This window comes from Snodgrassella sp. W6238H11 (assembly GCF_016100525.1).
Taxonomy (GTDB): Bacteria; Pseudomonadota; Gammaproteobacteria; order Burkholderiales; family Neisseriaceae; genus Snodgrassella; species Snodgrassella alvi.
The window spans coordinates 406,799-422,482 of sequence record NZ_JACFSH010000001.1 but is presented as its reverse complement, the minus strand read 5'-3'; the positions used below and the strand labels follow the sequence as shown (position 1 = coordinate 422,482).

Genomic DNA, 15,684 nt, shown 5'->3' with positions numbered 1-15,684 from the left:
TTTTTTGCAAAATCATTTGATTCCTCTTTTATATTATAAATATTCCTTATTGATTAGATTATGCATTTATATTTTCATATAATTTAATAAATATCTTTGCTTATGCCTTACATAAAATTGATTATGATTAATAAAAACCGTAATTATCTATCAAAATTGTCATAATAATAAGCCAATAACTAATAAAATGCAAATCATTGCCTAATTATGCAACCACTAAATAAGATTAGGTAAAAACTAAGGGTTAATTATGTATACTGGTAAAAAATTAGGTGAGGCTATTAAATCGGCGATTGAACTCAAAGGTGTCCGCAAAGCGGATGTAGCTCGTGCATTTGGAATCAAGCCGCCTTCAGTAACTAGTTGGATCCAGACTGGTCGTGTAGATAAAACACATATTGACAAGCTGGTTTCATATTTTGCCGATGTTGTTCAACCTGAGCATTTTGGTATTGGTTCATTTGAAACTAACGAAATTTTGTTTAATGGTTATAAAGTGCCTTTACTATCATGGATAGATGCTACCAAACAGCTGGACAAAAATGCTTTAACAGAAAGCAATATTATCTGGGTACCGACACTACGCAAACCCGGCAATCATGCATTTGCACTTGAAATTAAAGGTGACAGCATGGAACCTGAATTTACCGCAGGCGACAGAATTATTGTTGATCCAGAGCATTCTGTAAAAGATGGCTGTTTTGTTATTGTGCGTGAAAATGACAACGAAGCCATGTTTAAGCAGTATATCTGTGAGGGTAGCTATCATTATTTGAAACCACTTAATAATCGCTACCCGATTATTAAAATGTCTGATAACTTTTATATTTGCGGGGTTGTCATAGAAAAATTTAAAATATATGTCTAAGAATTTGACTTGTTTATTGCTAGTTTTTGAATACTTATAGCATTAAATGAATAAACATAGAAAAATATTTATTACTAACTTAGATATTTTGGAACCAAGGGAATTATCCCCTACCATTCTGAAAAAATCAAGATTAATTAAAATGAATTTTATTCATATAAATTCATATTTTCTGCAAATCAGTTTAATATAAATCAGCACAATGCGTAAAATTAATTCCGACTTATTATGTGTTAATAAATTTTAATTTTACAATAAATATTTAAAATCAAAATATTATTTTTATAGCAAAATAAATGAACCAATTATCACTTAAGAATTGAATTATTTATAACAAATTTGTGCAGCGTTTTTTATTCGTAATTATGACCATACTAGCTCTAATTAACTCTTAATACTTTACTAGTTAATATATAGCTCTAAATATTAATAGTAGCATATAGCATAGTTGTTACTATTTTTAATAAAATGTGATGGGATTATAATTAAGCCAATATTTGATAACAAATCTGAAGCCTATAATAAATTCGATAACACTTTAAAATATAATATAACCGCTCATTTATGATGAATTATAAACAAATCTTCATATAAATTTATATTAAATAAATGATAAAATTAGGCTATTGAAGCATTATTACAAATGTGATAAATTTTGACTTTTATTCAGAAAGTGATCCATGACCACATTCGGCGAACGTCTGGCTAAGCTTCGTGAGGGTAAAAATCTTTCACAGGCTAAATTAGCAAAAATGGCAGGCGTTCCACAAAGTACAATAGCTCAAATTGAAACAGGCAGAAATAAAAGCACCAAAAAAATCATAGAGCTTGCAGAGGTTCTTGATACCACACCGAATTACTTATTAAACGGTGTAAAGGACTTAAGCGTCGTTCCGTTATCCTCTGAAATTGGTAGTTATTCTGACAAAAATATTAGTAACAGTATTGGGGCATATGTGAAGATTCCATATTATGATATTAGTTTATCTGCAGGTATGGGTAACGCAACCTGGATAGTTCGTGATACTCAAGATAAATTGCTTTTCAGAGAAAGCTGGTTACAAAGAAAGGGGCTTGATGAGTCATCTCTTAAAGCAATGTATGTCCGTGGCGAATCTATGGAGCCATTACTCTATGACATGGATACAATTTTGTTAAACATAAATGATCTGGAAATTGTAGATGGCGGTGTATATGCAATAATCTATAAAAACAGATTATATATAAAAGAATTACGCAACACAGAAAATGGTATAGATATTATTAGCTATCATCGTGACTATGAAACTATGCATGTTACACAGGAAACATATGATCAATTCAAAGTGCTTGGTAAGATGGTCTGGCGAGGAGGTTAAAAGTCTAAATTCATACCGCTATCCAATAGCGGTTTTTTTTACGTCATTCAATCACAAAATTAATCTTTAAAACATATAATAATCAAATAATTATAAAATTTACACTTAAATTATCACAAAAATGATTGCAAATATTTAATTACAATTGTAATATATACACATGGAAAAAGTTAAGAAACTAATGGCTTTAACATTAAACAAAACTTTAAAAAGGAAGAAATTTATGACGGAACTAATTACTCTTTTTCATAAACTTAGGTTAAATAACTTTTGTATATTTTATTTGTTAATTATTTTCTAAATAGACTTTAGCCAAAACAGAATTAAAGTGAGTTTAAAAACTACAGCATATTTGTCACATATAAGTATGTTTCAGTTTTTAGAACTTGGTAATAGCAAATTTTTTATTACTACCACTTAATCATATTTTCAAGGAGCTAATTATGTTGGAAATTGTCAAACCTTCAAGCGAGAGAATTACATATCCGGTAGCTCGCAGAGATCCGGAATATGGATTTATTGTTTTATTTTTTTCTGAAAGCCATGGAGTAGTTATTTCTACAACTGAAGAAAATGAGTACAACATCGGCGACACATCTCTTAGTTGGTTATCTTGTAAAAATAGTGATGATTGGGAACCAATCGATATAACCATTTCTGGCTAAAATCAACTGTTATAAGTACTGAGAACATAATAAAATTAGATTTGAATAAAATTAATACACTTGCCTTATTTTGATTAAAACATAAATAAGAATTTAAATAAATACATAAAAATATTAATTTATTAATTAATAAAAGCATGATGAAATAGTATATTTGCCAAAACACATAAGCAGGTCTACAAAGGAGAAACATTGATAAATTATTGATTATCATGTAGGTTAATTTTTTGACTACCTTTATCAGTATCAAATTCTTTTAATCATCTGAAAAATTGTGATAGTCAGTATTTAATAAAGAGAAACATGAGGAAATCAAACGAGGAAAAAAATAAGAAAAAAGTTATGAACAGTAAAGAATATAATCCTATAAGCGCTGTTATATGAGAGGCATAGTAATGATTAACAATAAAATAACTTTACGCCATTTTACAGACGAGGAACTGATTAACTATGTATGGCAAAATAGTGAAAAATTTACCAACACCTGTTTAGAAACAGAACTTTGTAAACGCCTGGATAATCGTCTGAATTGGATAAATCCGCTGCTATTACAGCAATATGGCTATGCAGATTGTAGTGCTTTAATAGCAGATCTGAATATGCTTGCCCAACTACGCAACTACTTTTACCCTAATATTGAATAATAAAATAAATAAAAAGATATATGAATACATTCATTGTATCAGCTGCTAAAATTCTTTATGACATAATCGTAAATTTCTATGAAATAAACCCAACTGATTAAATGCTATCCATGATATAAGACTAATTACTGTTGATCTTAAATATAATAATAAATTATATAAGCAAAATTTATATAAATAATGATAATATGTTTTATTAATTGTCAGAATTCTTCTTAATTTAAAGGAATTTCTATGTGGCTGAAATTTAAAAAATGTTTTTTAATATTCGCAGTTGTAGAAATAGTTACTTCATGTAGCCATATAATTGAAAACTCACTAGATACAAAATCATCTACTCATGCATCAGATACCATACCTGACAATAAACGGATGATAAATAACAAGGATATTCAACCACCAATTTCACAGGAAACCATATCTGATATCTCTGTATCAGATTTATTAAAAAATTTACCCGATTATACATCTGATAGCTACGCCGCCGATCGAGGTGTCTTCAAAAAAGTAAATATTTATGACAGTTATGCAGCAATTAATCCCAATGCTTTCAAAAAGGTAAATGTTGACAAGTACGGCAAAAGGCTAAAGGCAAAATATCAGCTCAAGCTGAATACAGATAATATTGCAAGCTTGAAACATAATACTACATATCTTGATAACCTGAATATTTCTACGATATTAAAAGAAAGGTTATACAAAGCATATCCTGATAGTAAATATAAACTTGAGTTAGACGCTGCTGTAAAGAATATAGCTGCTTCATTATCTGATAGAAATAATTTTTTTATAAATAACTCAGATCAATTCGAATATCAATTTCTTCCAATGGTAAGCGATTTCTATTTTGATTCAAACGGAAAATTCATTAGTATAAGCTATCGTATTAAGATTCAAATAGAAATCAAAAATATAAACAAACCAATAAAAATAATTGTACCAATAGTATTCAGAGCCAAAAAAATATAATTATCTGAATTAATACTTTAAGCCGGTATGCACTGCATACCGGCTGTTTGATCCTGACAAATTATTCAGAGGAGATAATCTGAATTTAAATCCAATAATATAAATCAGACAAAAATATCTGACCCGTTTTTTAATATCCTCATAACCAGCTAAGCTGGTTTAACAAACGCTAAACCGCCTGCAAATACTGACGCCAGCGAGCAACCTGTGCGCGTACCTGAACCGGCGCAGTACCGCCAATATGATTACGGGCAAGAAGACTGCCCTCAGGAGAAAGTACCTGATAAACGTCTTCTTCTATCAAGCCGGAGAAAGACTGTAATATATCCAGCGGTAACTCACTTAATTCCCGTTGCTGCTCTTCTGCCAGTCGGACAGCACGTGCAACGACCTCATGACTATCGCGAAAAGGTAAACCTTTTTTAACCAGATAATCAGCCAGGTCTGTTGCTGTTGCAAAACCTTGCAAAACTGCCGCACGCATATTTGCAGGTTTAACGCTAACACCGCGCATCATCTCTGCGTAAATACGCAAAGTATCTGTCAAAGTATCAACTGTATCAAAAAGCGGCTCCTTATCTTCCTGATTATCTTTGTTGTATGCCAGTGGCTGTGATTTCATTAAAGTAATCAGCCCCATCAGATGTCCTACAACTCTTGCGCTTTTTCCACGTACAAGCTCAGGTACATCAGGATTCTTTTTCTGCGGCATGATACTGGAACCAGTGCAGAACCGGTCGGCAATGTCAATAAAGCCAAAACGCGGACTCATCCAGTAAATTAATTCTTCACTCAGACGGGAAAGATGTACCATCAGAATGGATGCTGCAGCAGTAAACTCAATGGCAAAATCGCGATCAGACACTGCATCCAGAGAATTCTGGCAAATTTCTTCAAAACCAAGTAATTGAGCAGTTATCTCGCGTTGAATAGGAAATGTCGTTCCGGCCAGAGCAGCCGCACCCAATGGCATACGGTTTACACGATGACGGCAGTCCAGCATCCGTTCACTATCACGCCCCAGCATTTCCACATATGCCAGCATATGGTGGCCGAAGCTTACAGGCTGAGCTACCTGCATATGAGTAAAGCCCGGCATCACCACCTCTGCATTTTTATCGGCCAGATCAACCAAAGCAGATTGTAAATCTTTAATTAACAGAACAATACTGTCTATTTCATCACGCAGCCACAAACGAATATCTGTAGCAACCTGGTCATTACGACTACGTCCAGTATGTAAACGTTTACCGGCATCCCCTACTTTCTGAGTCAGTAAATGTTCTACATTCATATGAACATCTTCCAGATCTACTGACCAGTCAATTTTACCGGCAGCAATTTCTGCCAAGATTTCCTGCATACCGGTTTTAATTGCTGCAAGATCTTCTGCGCTAAGCACGCCAGACTGATGCAGCATCTGTGCATGCGCCAGAGAACCCTGAATATCACATTGTGCCAAACGTTTATCAAAAGTTATTGATGCTGTGTACTGTTTAACCAGTTCACTTACCGGTTCATGAAAACGGCCTGACCAGGCTTTTTCACTCATACTTGCTCTCCACTATAACTCAACAATATTCAAAAAATTTACTAACTGCAGATTATAACCACTAGCCTGACATCATTTGCCTCTATCATATAAAGACAATAGTCGCTACCGTGCTTTTTCTGATCACAATACACCCCGGGCACGCTCAGCATGAAAGCGTGTTTGAAAATCTTCGAATTTACCAGCTTCAATAGCCAGACACATTTCTGCAGTCAGTATCTGATAATAGCGCAAATTATGTATCGTATTTAACTGTGCACCCAAAATCTCACCCACACGCTGTAAATGATGCAGATAAGCCCTGCTGAAATTGCGACATGTGTAACAGTCACAGCTTTCGTCCAGCGGACGCTGGTCATGCCGGTATATGGCATTTCGGATTTTTACATCACCAAAACGGGTAAACAGCCAGCCATTACGCGCATTGCGGGTAGGCATAACACAATCAAACATATCAATGCCGCATGCCACACCGTATACCAAATCTTCAGGTGTACCTACTCCCATCAGATAATGTGGTTTATGTGCCGGAAGTTTAGGTCCGATAGCACGCAAAATACGGTACATTTCAGGTTTTGGCTCACCCACAGACAGCCCGCCTACAGATAATCCAGGAAAACCAATTTCCTCCAGTCCGGCCAGTGATTGTTCGCGCAGATCCTCGTACATTCCACCCTGAACAATACCGAATAAAGCATTCGGATTATTCAGGCGTTCAAACTCATTTTTACTGCGTTCAGCCCAGCGCAAACTCATTTGCAGAGATTTTTCGGCTTCTCTGGCATCTACATTTCCGTCAGGACACTCATCCAGCTGCATGACAATATCTGAATTGAGTACCGTCTGAATCTGCATAGAAATTTCAGGAGACAAAAACAGCTTGTCGCCATTAATAGGACTGCGGAAAGTACAGCCTTCTTCTGTTAACTTACGCATTTGTGCCAGTGAAAATACCTGAAAACCACCGGAGTCTGTCAGTATTGGCCGGTTCCAGCCAATAAAATCATGTAACCCGCCAAAATCACGGATAACATCGAGTCCGGGTCTGAGCCACAGATGAAAAGTATTGCCCAGAATAATCTGTGCCTTGATTTCTTCCAGATTACGCGGCGACATAGCCTTAACTGAACCGTATGTTCCTACCGGCATAAATACTGGTGTTTCCACCGTACCATGATTCAACTCCAGAGTACCACGACGCGCAAAGCCATCCGTGCGCTTTAAAGAAAATTTCAGCATATTAAATAATTCAGAGGCAAAAATTATGACAGAATATATTATTATAGCCTAAAGCACCACATTTCGCCGACCAAGCATTGCCAAGCAAAATCCAAATCGCTAAAATAAATTATTTGACAGAAGCAAAAGTGCACTTAAGTAACTTTGGCTTCTATTTACCCTTATAAATATAATCAAAAGCAGCCATTTGATTTTCTCACTTGTATCAAGCGAGTCTGGTCTGTTGTTTGTGGAGTATGCATGCTGAACATCACCCTGCCTGACGGTTCTGTCCGTCAGTTTGAAGCGCCATTAAGCATAGCTGACATTGCCGCTTCCATAGGTGCAGGCTTAGCCAAAGCCGCAATTGCCGGTAAAATTAACGGTAAACTGGTAGATACATGTGATCAGGTAACAGAAGATGCACAAGTCAGCATTATTACAGCCAAAGATAAAGAAGGTGTCGAAATCATTCGTCACTCCTGTGCACATCTGGTTGGTCATGCTGTTAAGCAATTGTATCCGGAAGCCAAAATGGTTATCGGGCCGGTAATTGAAGACGGCTTTTATTATGACATCTGGTACGAGCGCCCATTTACACCCGAAGATATTGCTGCAATTGAAACTCGCATGAAAGAATTGATTGCACAAAATTATGATGTAATTAAAAAAGTTACCCCTCGCGAAGAGGTAATTAATGTATTTAAGCAGCGTCATGAAGATTATAAGCTGCGCCTGATTGAAGATATGCCCGATGAAAAAGCTATGGGTCTGTATTACCATCAGGAATATGTAGATATGTGTCGCGGACCACATGTCCCTAATACTCGCTTCCTCAAGAATTTCAAACTGACCAAGCTTTCAGGTGCCTACTGGCGCGGCGATGCTAAAAATGAACAGCTGCAACGTATTTACGGCACAGCCTGGGCCAGTAAAGAAGATCTGAATGCTTACATCCAGCGTATTGAAGAAGCAGAAAAACGCGATCACCGCAAACTGGCAAAACAAATGGATTTATTCCATTTGCAGGATGAAGCACCGGGTATGGTATTCTGGCATCCCAAAGGCTGGTCACTGTGGCAGGTTATTGAACAGCATATGCGTCGCGAGCTGTCTGCTGCCGGCTATCAGGAAATCAAAACACCCATGATTATGGATCGCACATTATGGGAAAAATCCGGTCACTGGGATAACTACAAAGAAAACATGTTTATTACTGAATCAGAAAAACGTGTTTATGCTGTAAAACCCATGAACTGCCCTGGTCACATCCAGATTTTTAATCAGGGGCTGCGCTCATATCGTGATTTACCGCTGCGTCTCGCTGAATTTGGTTCTTGCCATCGTAATGAACCTTCCGGTGCCCTGCATGGCCTGATGCGCGTACGCGGCTTTACTCAGGATGATGCGCATATATTCTGTACCGAAGATCAGATTGTCAGTGAAGCAAAAGCATTCAATGAGCTGGTAATGCGTATTTACCGTCAGTTCGAATTCAATGATGTAGCGGTTAAATTATCCTTGCGTCCGGAAAAGCGCGCTGGCTCTGACGCCATCTGGGACAAAGCTGAACAAGGACTGCGTGATGCACTGACAGCCTGTGGTGTAACCTGGGAAGAACTGCCCGGAGAAGGCGCTTTCTACGGACCTAAAGTAGAGTACCATATTAAGGATGCATTAGGCCGCTCATGGCAATGCGGTACCATTCAGCTGGATTTCGTTCTTCCGGAACGTCTGGGTGCAGAATATGTAACAGAAGAAAACGGACGAGCCCGTCCGGTAATGCTGCATCGCGCCATTCTGGGTTCACTGGAACGCTTTATCGGCATCCTGATTGAACATCATGCAGGTGCATTTCCACTGTGGCTGGCACCTGTACAAATGGTAATTATGAATATTACTGAAGCACAAACCGAATATTGTCAGCAACTTGCCACGCGATTAACCGCAGAAGGGTTCCGCGTGCATTTAGACTTGCGTAATGAGAAAATTGGATACAAAATCCGAGATAACAGTACGCAACGCCTACCCTATCAACTGGTTATAGGCGAGAAAGAAAAACAGGACAACAAGGTTGCCGTTCGCAAACGCGGCGGTGAAGATCTTGGTCAGATGGATATTGAAACATTCATTAGCCAGCTGAAACAAGAAGCCTTGTCTCTTCATTAAACCGTGAATAAGGAGTACGACCATCGCTCAAGAACGCGAAGCACGCATCAACGGTGAAATCACCATTAAAGAAGTGCGTTTGATTGGTCCAACTGGAGAACAGTTGGGTGTAGTATCGACTCAGCAAGCCCTGAAACTGGCCGAAGAGCACGATGTGGATCTGGTGGAAATTGCCCCCACCGCCAAACCGCCCGTCTGCAAATTAATGGATTTCGGTAAATTCAAATACGAGCAATCCAAAAAACGCGACGAGCAACGCAAAAAGCAGAAACAGGTACAGGTTAAGGAAATTAAATTCCGGCCTGGTACCGATGAAGGTGACTATCAGATTAAATTGCGTAACATTGTTCGCTTTTTGACTGACGGTGATAAAGTAAAAGTTACCTTACGTTTCCGCGGACGCGAAATGGCACATCAGCATCTGGGCACAGAACTACTCAAGCGTATTCAGGCTGATTTAATCGAAATTGGTACCGTTGAGCAGTTTCCAAAAATGGAAGGTCGCCAGATGGTAATGATTATTGCAGCGAAGAAAAAATAATCATTAACCGGAATTTCAGCCTGTCTTAAAAAAGTCTCATTTTATCTCAGTAAAATGAGACTTTTCATTTTATTAAAAACACAAATAATAACTTAACAAATCCGGATATATCTGGTCATAAGTTATTAACGCTATATTGTCTTAGCAGTACAGATATATTATAATCCGCTTCTTGTGCATCGCCGCTGTGCATGAATCAAATTTTAAGCGGCAAAAACCGTGGTGTGCGGGTTAAAGTGCTGAATTCAGCCACCCCTCGCCTGATCAAACAACAATGGAGTTTTCCCATGCCGAAAATGAAATCCAAATCAAGCGCGAAAAAACGCTTTAAAGTATTGGGTAACGGTGGTGTAAAACGCGCTCATGCGTTCAAACGTCACATTCTGACGAAAAAAACCACCAAAAACAAACGTCAATTGCGTGGCACCTCTATGGTGAATGAACGCGATATGGCTTCTGTTCATAAAATGTTACCCTACGCTTAAGGAGTTTAAATTATGCCTCGCGTAAAACGTGGTGTTACCGCTCGTGCACGTCATAAAAAAGTTTTAGCGTTAGCCAAAGGCTATCGTGGTCGTCGTAAAAACGTCTATCGCATTGCCAAACAGGCAGTAATGAAAGCCGGTCAGTATGCTTACCGTGACCGTCGTCAGCGTAAACGTCAGTTCCGTCAGTTGTGGATCGTTCGTATTAATGCAGCAGCCCGTCAGAATGGTTTGTCTTACAGCAAATTCATGAATGGCCTGAAAAAAGCTGCCATTGTTATTGATCGCAAAGTACTGGCTGATCTGGCTGTATTCGATCAGGCTGCATTTGCTCAATTGGCAGCACAGGCAAAAGCTGCTTTGGCCTAACAGACAAAAAGCTTATCAAAAAGGAAACTTCGGTTTCCTTTTTTTGTATTTCTGCTTTAGTAAAAAATTTCCATCATTGTTCCATCAATATTTAGCATTGTTGAACAGATGAATTTCGCGCTAAAATAATCTTTTAGTACATATTTTATTATAAATTGTTATATAGCTCATTTAAGATCTGATATACGGTAATCGATAAAATACAGCTGCCATATTCAGCAAAACTAAAGAGCATCAAAACATATTTTCATTATATTTTAAGTAAAGAATCTTGTTATGGAAAATGCCAACCGCATCGTTGCCGAAGGCATCGCTGCTGTTAATTCAGCCATTGATTTACCTGCATTAGAATTAGTAAAAGCCCGCTATCTCGGTAAAACAGGTGAACTGAATGCTTTATTAAAAACATTGGGTAAAATGTCGCCAGAAGAACGCAAAACAACTGGCGCACATATCAATGAGTGTAAAAACCAATTTCAGGACGCATACAACCGACAACGTGATGCATTAAATGAGGCAAAACTTCAGCAGCAACTGGCGGCAGAAGCGCTGGATGTCACCCTGCCTGGACGCGGACAAAATCTCGGGGGTTTGCATCCGGTTACCCTTACTTTGCAGCGTATAGTAGAACTGTTTCATAGCATGGGTTTTACTGTAGCAGACGGACCGGAAATAGAAGATGATTTTCATAACTTTCAGGCTTTAAATATTCCGCCAAATCATCCGGCCCGTGCTATGCAGGACACTTTTTATGTAGAAAATGGTAACGTACTTCGCACCCATACATCTCCTATCCAGATTCGTTACATGCTGGATAAAAAAGAGCCTCCGATTCGCATTATTGCTCCCGGACGTGTATACCGCGTCGATTCAGATGCAACACATTCTCCCATGTTCCATCAGGCTGAAGGATTATGGATAGAAGAAGGCGTTACTATGGCCGATCTGAAAGCAGTCTTTACAGACTTTATTCGCCGTTTCTTTGAGCGCGATGATTTACAGGTACGTTTTCGCCCTTCCTTCTTCCCGTTTACAGAACCTTCAGCAGAAATTGACATCATGGGTGAACGCGGCTGGCTGGAGGTAGGCGGCTGCGGCATGGTACACCCCAATGTATTAAAAAATGTCAATATAGATGCAGAAAAATATACAGGTTTTGCCTTTGGCATCGGTCTGGATCGCTTTGCCATGCTTCGCTATGGCATTAATGATTTACGCCTGTTTTTTGATAATGACCTGAATTTTCTTAAACAATTTCAGGATTAAGATTACTGATTATGTAACTGACAGGTAATACTGAGCGGACTAAAACCCGTAAATATAGCGATTAAATAGTTAGATTTTACATTCAGCCAGTTATCAATTACTGATTGTACAGAATACCGGACACCGCATTAAAAATGAATTTCTCAGATTTAACCTACCGGAAACTGCCAGAAAATTATTTAGTCCAATTAAGTAACCTGAACTAATTTCATTAATCAAAGATATCAATTCCAAAAGTAAAAAAAAGCGTCTGTAAGGCTTTATAATCGTGTCACTGAGCATGCCTGAATCAGCCTCCGAACTTTTGGATTAAACCGAAACAGAATATATACTGGAAGCATCATGCAATTTTCTCAAAATTGGTTATATTCATGGATTAACCCTGAATTATCTGCACAAGAGCTGGCACATTTATTAACCATGGCCGGACTGGAAGTAGAGGAAACCACCCTGGCTGCCCCTCCATTTCAAGGAGTGGTCATCGCCGAAGTTAAATCTGTAATCAAACATCCGGATGCAGACCGTCTCAATATTACACAGGTTGATGCCGGCACAGGAGAACTGATACAAATCGTTTGCGGTGCTCCTAATGTACAACCGGGAATCAAAGTACCCTGTGCATTAGCTGGTGCTGTCTTACCGGGTGATTTCAAAATCAAACCAACAAAAATGCGCGGACAAGTCTCTAACGGAATGCTGTGTTCTGCCAAAGAATTAGGTTTACAAGATGAAGTAAACGGCTTACTGATTCTGCCTGCCGACGCACCAGTCGGCAATAATATCCGCGATTATCTCAATCTGGATGATGCTCTGCAAACCTTAAAAATCACACCTAACAGAGCAGACTGCCTGAGTATAAAAGGCATAGCACGTGAGGTAGGTGCTTTAACCCAGAAACCACAAAATCCAATAGAGATTGTTACTAATCCATCAACACTGGATGCCAGCCAGCCTGTCACCATCGAAGCACCGGAAGACTGTGGCCGCTTTATCAGCCGGATAATTCGCGGAATTAATATTAATGCTGTAACGCCTGCATGGTTAAAACAGCGGCTCGAACGCAGTGGCCTGCGTAGCATTAATCCTCTGGTTGATATAGGTAACTATGTCATGCTTGAGCTGGGCCAGCCAATGCATATGTTTGACGAAGATAAAATCTCCGGCAAACTGATCGTGCGGCGTGCCCATGAAGGTGAAACACTGGAATGTCTCAATGATAAAACCGTAACTCTAAGCAGTAACACACTGGTAGTAGCTGATGAAAAACAGGTTCTGAGTATTGCCGGATTAATGGGTGGTGTTGACAGCTCAGTAACAGACAGTACGCGTAATGTTGTGATTGAAAGCGCATGGTTTACCCCGGATATCATTGCCGGAAAAGCACGGCAGTATGGATTCGGTTCAGATTCATCATTCCGTTTTGAACGCGGAGTGGACTTTAATTTACAACAACAAGCTATTGAACGGGCAACTACGCTGATAAAAGAAATCTGTGGCGGTGAAATTGGTGCAATTACAGAAGCAACCGGTAATCTGCCTGCAGTTAAACAGGTAAAAGTACGTACAGCAAGAGTAGCAAAAGTATTAGGCGTTGCCATTGATTCAGCCAGAATTGCCATTATCCTGCAGCATTTAGGACTGGAGCCACAAGCTTGTGAAGATGGCTTTATTGTTACCTCACCCAGCTTCCGTTTTGATATTGAAATCGAAGCTGACCTGATAGAAGAAATTGGCCGCGTGTATGGTTATGAAAATATTCCCAATGATCATACCAATGGCAAATTGAATATGGTAGCTTTGCCGGAAACACAAAAGCCACTGTTTAGTGTTTACCATCAACTGGCTAATAGCGGCTATCAGGAAGTAGTCAGCTACGCATTTGTAGAAGAAGCATGGGAACGCGATCTGGCCGGTAATACTGATCCGATTCATTTACTAAATCCGATAGCCAGTCAGCTCAGCGTTATGCGCTCTACTCTGTTTGGCGGCCTGATTGAAATATTACACAATAATCTGAACCGTAAACAAAACAGAGTAAGATTATTTGAAGTAGCACGTGTATTTCAAAAACAAAATCAGCAATATACACAAACCACAAAAATTGCCGGTCTGGCTTATGGTTCTGTGTATCCTGAGCAATGGGCAGTACCCACTCGCAACACCGATTTCTATGATGTCAAAAATGATGTTGCAGGCCTGTTAAGTGCGCATAAAGTAAATTATCGCGCAGCACAGCACCCTGCACTTCATCCGGGCAGAACTGCTGAGATTATCATTGATAATAAAGTAGTTGGTGTTATTGGTGAATTGCATCCGCGCTGGACACAAAAATACGACCTGCCCTTGTCGCCTGTTTTATTTGAGCTTGATTTAAGTGCTGTTCTGGCACAAGCCAGGATTACTTATGAGCCAGTATCTAAATTCCAACCGGTACGGCGTGATCTGGCCTTTATCATCTCCGAACAGGCTACTGCTGAAGAGCTGATCAATGCGCTGTCTGCAGTGAAACATCCAGCCATTCAGGAAATATCTGTTTTTGATGTTTATCGCGGTAAAGGCATGGCGGAAAATACGAAAAGTCTGGCGGTCAAAATTATTTTACAAAGTACAGAACAAACCTTAACTGATGAAGAAGTTGAAGAAATAATGACAAAACTCATTGATACAGCAGCCACAATTGGTGCACAATTACGTACTTAAAAAATTCAAACTGGGCAATTTACCTAGTTAAAAATTTACATACTTGAAAACAAAAACTAATTTAGGGATAATAATGCCCTCTTTAATGAAAGAAATTCTGATATGACGCTGACAAAAGCTGAACTTGCTGATATTCTGGTTGAAAAAGTTGCCGGCATGAGCAAACATGATGCCAAAGAAATTGTTGAACTATTCTTTGAAGAAATTCGCAGTACTCTTGAAAAGGGCGAACAAATTAAAATTTCCGGCTTTGGTAATTTCCAGTTGCGTGACAAACCGCAACGCCCGGGACGTAATCCAAAAACCGGGGAAGAAGTACCTATTTCTGCCAGACGCGTTGTTACTTTCCACGCATCACAAAAATTAAAAGGTATGGTTGATCACTATAATGGAAAACAAGCCTAAGCAGTTGTTACCCATACCAGCACAGCGGTATTTTACCCTCGAAGAGCTATGCCGCCTTGCAGACATCAGTGCCGAGCAATTCTCTGTCTGGCAACAGACACATGGCATTATTGTAGGCTATGGCGGTAAGCACTATACCCGTGCTGATGTGATTAAAGTCAGACAATTGCGCGACAGCTTTACACCATATATAGACTCATTTACACGTAATCAGGTAGATGCTGATGGTAATCCCGTCATTAATGCACTGGAAACCCGTCAGCAAATTGAAAAAGTAGTAGATAACCTGAATAGTGTACTTGCTAAGTAATACGATTACTTTTATAATCGCTTCCTTTACAAAGTCGGAGTGTGGCGCAGTCTGGTAGCGCACTTGCATGGGGTGCAAGGGGTCGAAGGTTCGAATCCTTTCACTCCGACCAAAAAATAAATACAGCCAAAATGGCTGTATTTTTATTTCTTATGAATAATAAAC

The 15,684-nt window shown here is 38.9% G+C and carries 15 protein-coding genes and 1 tRNA gene; 14 read left to right on the top strand and 2 right to left on the bottom strand.

The annotated features are described in order from the left end of the window. Positions 1–250 precede the first annotated feature (250 nt). From H3V00_RS01790 to H3V00_RS01770, 5 genes are all read left to right on the top strand, one after another. Positions 251–868, top strand: coding sequence for a LexA family transcriptional regulator (locus H3V00_RS01790; protein WP_084552753.1), 618 nt, complete (start codon positions 251–253; stop codon positions 866–868). A 680-nt stretch (positions 869–1,548) separates the two neighbouring features. Continuing rightward, a complete protein-coding gene (locus tag H3V00_RS01785; protein ID WP_078474570.1) occupies positions 1,549–2,226 on the top strand; it encodes a LexA family transcriptional regulator in 678 nt (225 codons plus the stop codon). A 443-nt stretch (positions 2,227–2,669) separates the two neighbouring features. Next, a complete protein-coding gene (locus H3V00_RS01780) occupies positions 2,670–2,891 on the top strand; it encodes a hypothetical protein (RefSeq protein ID WP_078474571.1) in 222 nt (73 codons plus the stop codon). 395 nt (positions 2,892–3,286) lie between these two features. After that, the gene (locus H3V00_RS01775) at positions 3,287–3,535 is read left to right on the top strand and encodes a hypothetical protein (RefSeq protein ID WP_198206591.1); all 249 of its coding nucleotides are present in this window, start codon (positions 3,287–3,289) and stop codon (positions 3,533–3,535) included. A 234-nt stretch (positions 3,536–3,769) separates the two neighbouring features. After that, on the top strand, positions 3,770–4,504 hold the full coding sequence (locus tag H3V00_RS01770; RefSeq protein ID WP_084552749.1) for a hypothetical protein: 735 nt from the start codon (positions 3,770–3,772) through the stop codon (positions 4,502–4,504). 169 nt (positions 4,505–4,673) lie between these two features. Here H3V00_RS01770 and argH read toward each other — a convergent pair whose 3' ends face one another. Together argH and tgt are read right to left on the bottom strand one after the other, a co-directional pair. Further along, complete coding sequence (gene argH, locus H3V00_RS01765; protein WP_084552748.1) at positions 4,674–6,056, bottom strand: argininosuccinate lyase; 1,383 nt, start codon at positions 6,054–6,056, stop codon at positions 4,674–4,676. Between the two features lie 123 nt (positions 6,057–6,179). After that, positions 6,180–7,295, bottom strand: coding sequence for a tRNA guanosine(34) transglycosylase Tgt (tgt, locus tag H3V00_RS01760; protein WP_198206592.1), 1,116 nt, complete (start codon positions 7,293–7,295; stop codon positions 6,180–6,182). 240 nt (positions 7,296–7,535) lie between these two features. On the opposite strand from tgt, the gene thrS reads away from it, so the two are divergent. The 9 genes from thrS (at position 7,536) to H3V00_RS01715 (ending at position 15,631) form a co-directional block, all read left to right on the top strand. Further along, positions 7,536–9,443, top strand: a complete 1,908-nt coding sequence (gene thrS / locus H3V00_RS01755; protein ID WP_025330524.1) for a threonine--tRNA ligase — start codon at positions 7,536–7,538, stop codon at positions 9,441–9,443. 22 nt (positions 9,444–9,465) lie between these two features. Beyond that, positions 9,466–9,984: a translation initiation factor IF-3 gene (gene infC, locus H3V00_RS01750; RefSeq protein ID WP_096765434.1), complete on the top strand. Its 519-nt coding sequence runs from the start codon at positions 9,466–9,468 to the stop codon at positions 9,982–9,984. 287 nt (positions 9,985–10,271) lie between these two features. Continuing rightward, a complete protein-coding gene (gene rpmI, locus H3V00_RS01745) occupies positions 10,272–10,469 on the top strand; it encodes a 50S ribosomal protein L35 (protein WP_025330522.1) in 198 nt (65 codons plus the stop codon). A gap of 12 nt (positions 10,470–10,481) precedes the next feature. After that, complete coding sequence (rplT, locus tag H3V00_RS01740; protein WP_025330521.1) at positions 10,482–10,838, top strand: 50S ribosomal protein L20; 357 nt, start codon at positions 10,482–10,484, stop codon at positions 10,836–10,838. 276 nt (positions 10,839–11,114) lie between these two features. After that, positions 11,115–12,104 carry a phenylalanine--tRNA ligase subunit alpha gene (gene pheS, locus H3V00_RS01735; protein ID WP_078474578.1) on the top strand — a complete coding sequence of 330 codons (990 nt, stop codon included), beginning with the start codon at positions 11,115–11,117 and terminating at the stop codon, positions 12,102–12,104. 342 nt (positions 12,105–12,446) lie between these two features. Beyond that, positions 12,447–14,804, top strand: coding sequence for a phenylalanine--tRNA ligase subunit beta (gene pheT / locus H3V00_RS01730; protein ID WP_198206593.1), 2,358 nt, complete (start codon positions 12,447–12,449; stop codon positions 14,802–14,804). A gap of 102 nt (positions 14,805–14,906) precedes the next feature. Further along, positions 14,907–15,209 (top strand): integration host factor subunit alpha, encoded by a 303-nt coding sequence (locus H3V00_RS01725; RefSeq protein ID WP_025330518.1) that lies wholly within the window; start codon positions 14,907–14,909, stop codon positions 15,207–15,209. Continuing rightward, the gene (locus H3V00_RS01720) at positions 15,193–15,519 is read left to right on the top strand and encodes a hypothetical protein (protein ID WP_025330517.1); all 327 of its coding nucleotides are present in this window, start codon (positions 15,193–15,195) and stop codon (positions 15,517–15,519) included. Before H3V00_RS01725 ends, H3V00_RS01720 begins: the two co-directional genes overlap by 17 nt. 35 nt (positions 15,520–15,554) lie before the next feature. Beyond that, a tRNA-Pro gene (locus H3V00_RS01715) sits at positions 15,555–15,631 on the top strand. The last annotated feature ends 53 nt before the right edge of the window (positions 15,632–15,684 follow it).

Excerpts from the sequence above, each read along its gene's own strand:
- H3V00_RS01770 (WP_084552749.1), top strand. The coding sequence starts at position 3,770 with ATGTGGCTGAAATTTAAAAAATGTTTTTTAATATTCGCAGTTGTAGAA.
- H3V00_RS01720 (WP_025330517.1), top strand. The coding sequence starts at position 15,193 with ATGGAAAACAAGCCTAAGCAGTTGTTACCCATACCAGCACAGCGGTAT.
- H3V00_RS01785 (WP_078474570.1), top strand. The coding sequence starts at position 1,549 with ATGACCACATTCGGCGAACGTCTGGCTAAGCTTCGTGAGGGTAAAAAT.
- argH (WP_084552748.1), bottom strand. The coding sequence starts at position 6,056 with ATGAGTGAAAAAGCCTGGTCAGGCCGTTTTCATGAACCGGTAAGTGAA.
- pheS (WP_078474578.1), top strand. The coding sequence starts at position 11,115 with ATGGAAAATGCCAACCGCATCGTTGCCGAAGGCATCGCTGCTGTTAAT.
- H3V00_RS01725 (WP_025330518.1), top strand. The coding sequence starts at position 14,907 with ATGACGCTGACAAAAGCTGAACTTGCTGATATTCTGGTTGAAAAAGTT.
- tgt (WP_198206592.1), bottom strand. The coding sequence starts at position 7,295 with ATGCTGAAATTTTCTTTAAAGCGCACGGATGGCTTTGCGCGTCGTGGT.
- thrS (WP_025330524.1), top strand. The coding sequence starts at position 7,536 with ATGCTGAACATCACCCTGCCTGACGGTTCTGTCCGTCAGTTTGAAGCG.
- pheT (WP_198206593.1), top strand. The coding sequence starts at position 12,447 with ATGCAATTTTCTCAAAATTGGTTATATTCATGGATTAACCCTGAATTA.
- rplT (WP_025330521.1), top strand. The coding sequence starts at position 10,482 with ATGCCTCGCGTAAAACGTGGTGTTACCGCTCGTGCACGTCATAAAAAA.
- H3V00_RS01780 (WP_078474571.1), top strand. The coding sequence starts at position 2,670 with ATGTTGGAAATTGTCAAACCTTCAAGCGAGAGAATTACATATCCGGTA.
- H3V00_RS01790 (WP_084552753.1), top strand. The coding sequence starts at position 251 with ATGTATACTGGTAAAAAATTAGGTGAGGCTATTAAATCGGCGATTGAA.
- rpmI (WP_025330522.1), top strand. The coding sequence starts at position 10,272 with ATGCCGAAAATGAAATCCAAATCAAGCGCGAAAAAACGCTTTAAAGTA.
- H3V00_RS01775 (WP_198206591.1), top strand. The coding sequence starts at position 3,287 with ATGATTAACAATAAAATAACTTTACGCCATTTTACAGACGAGGAACTG.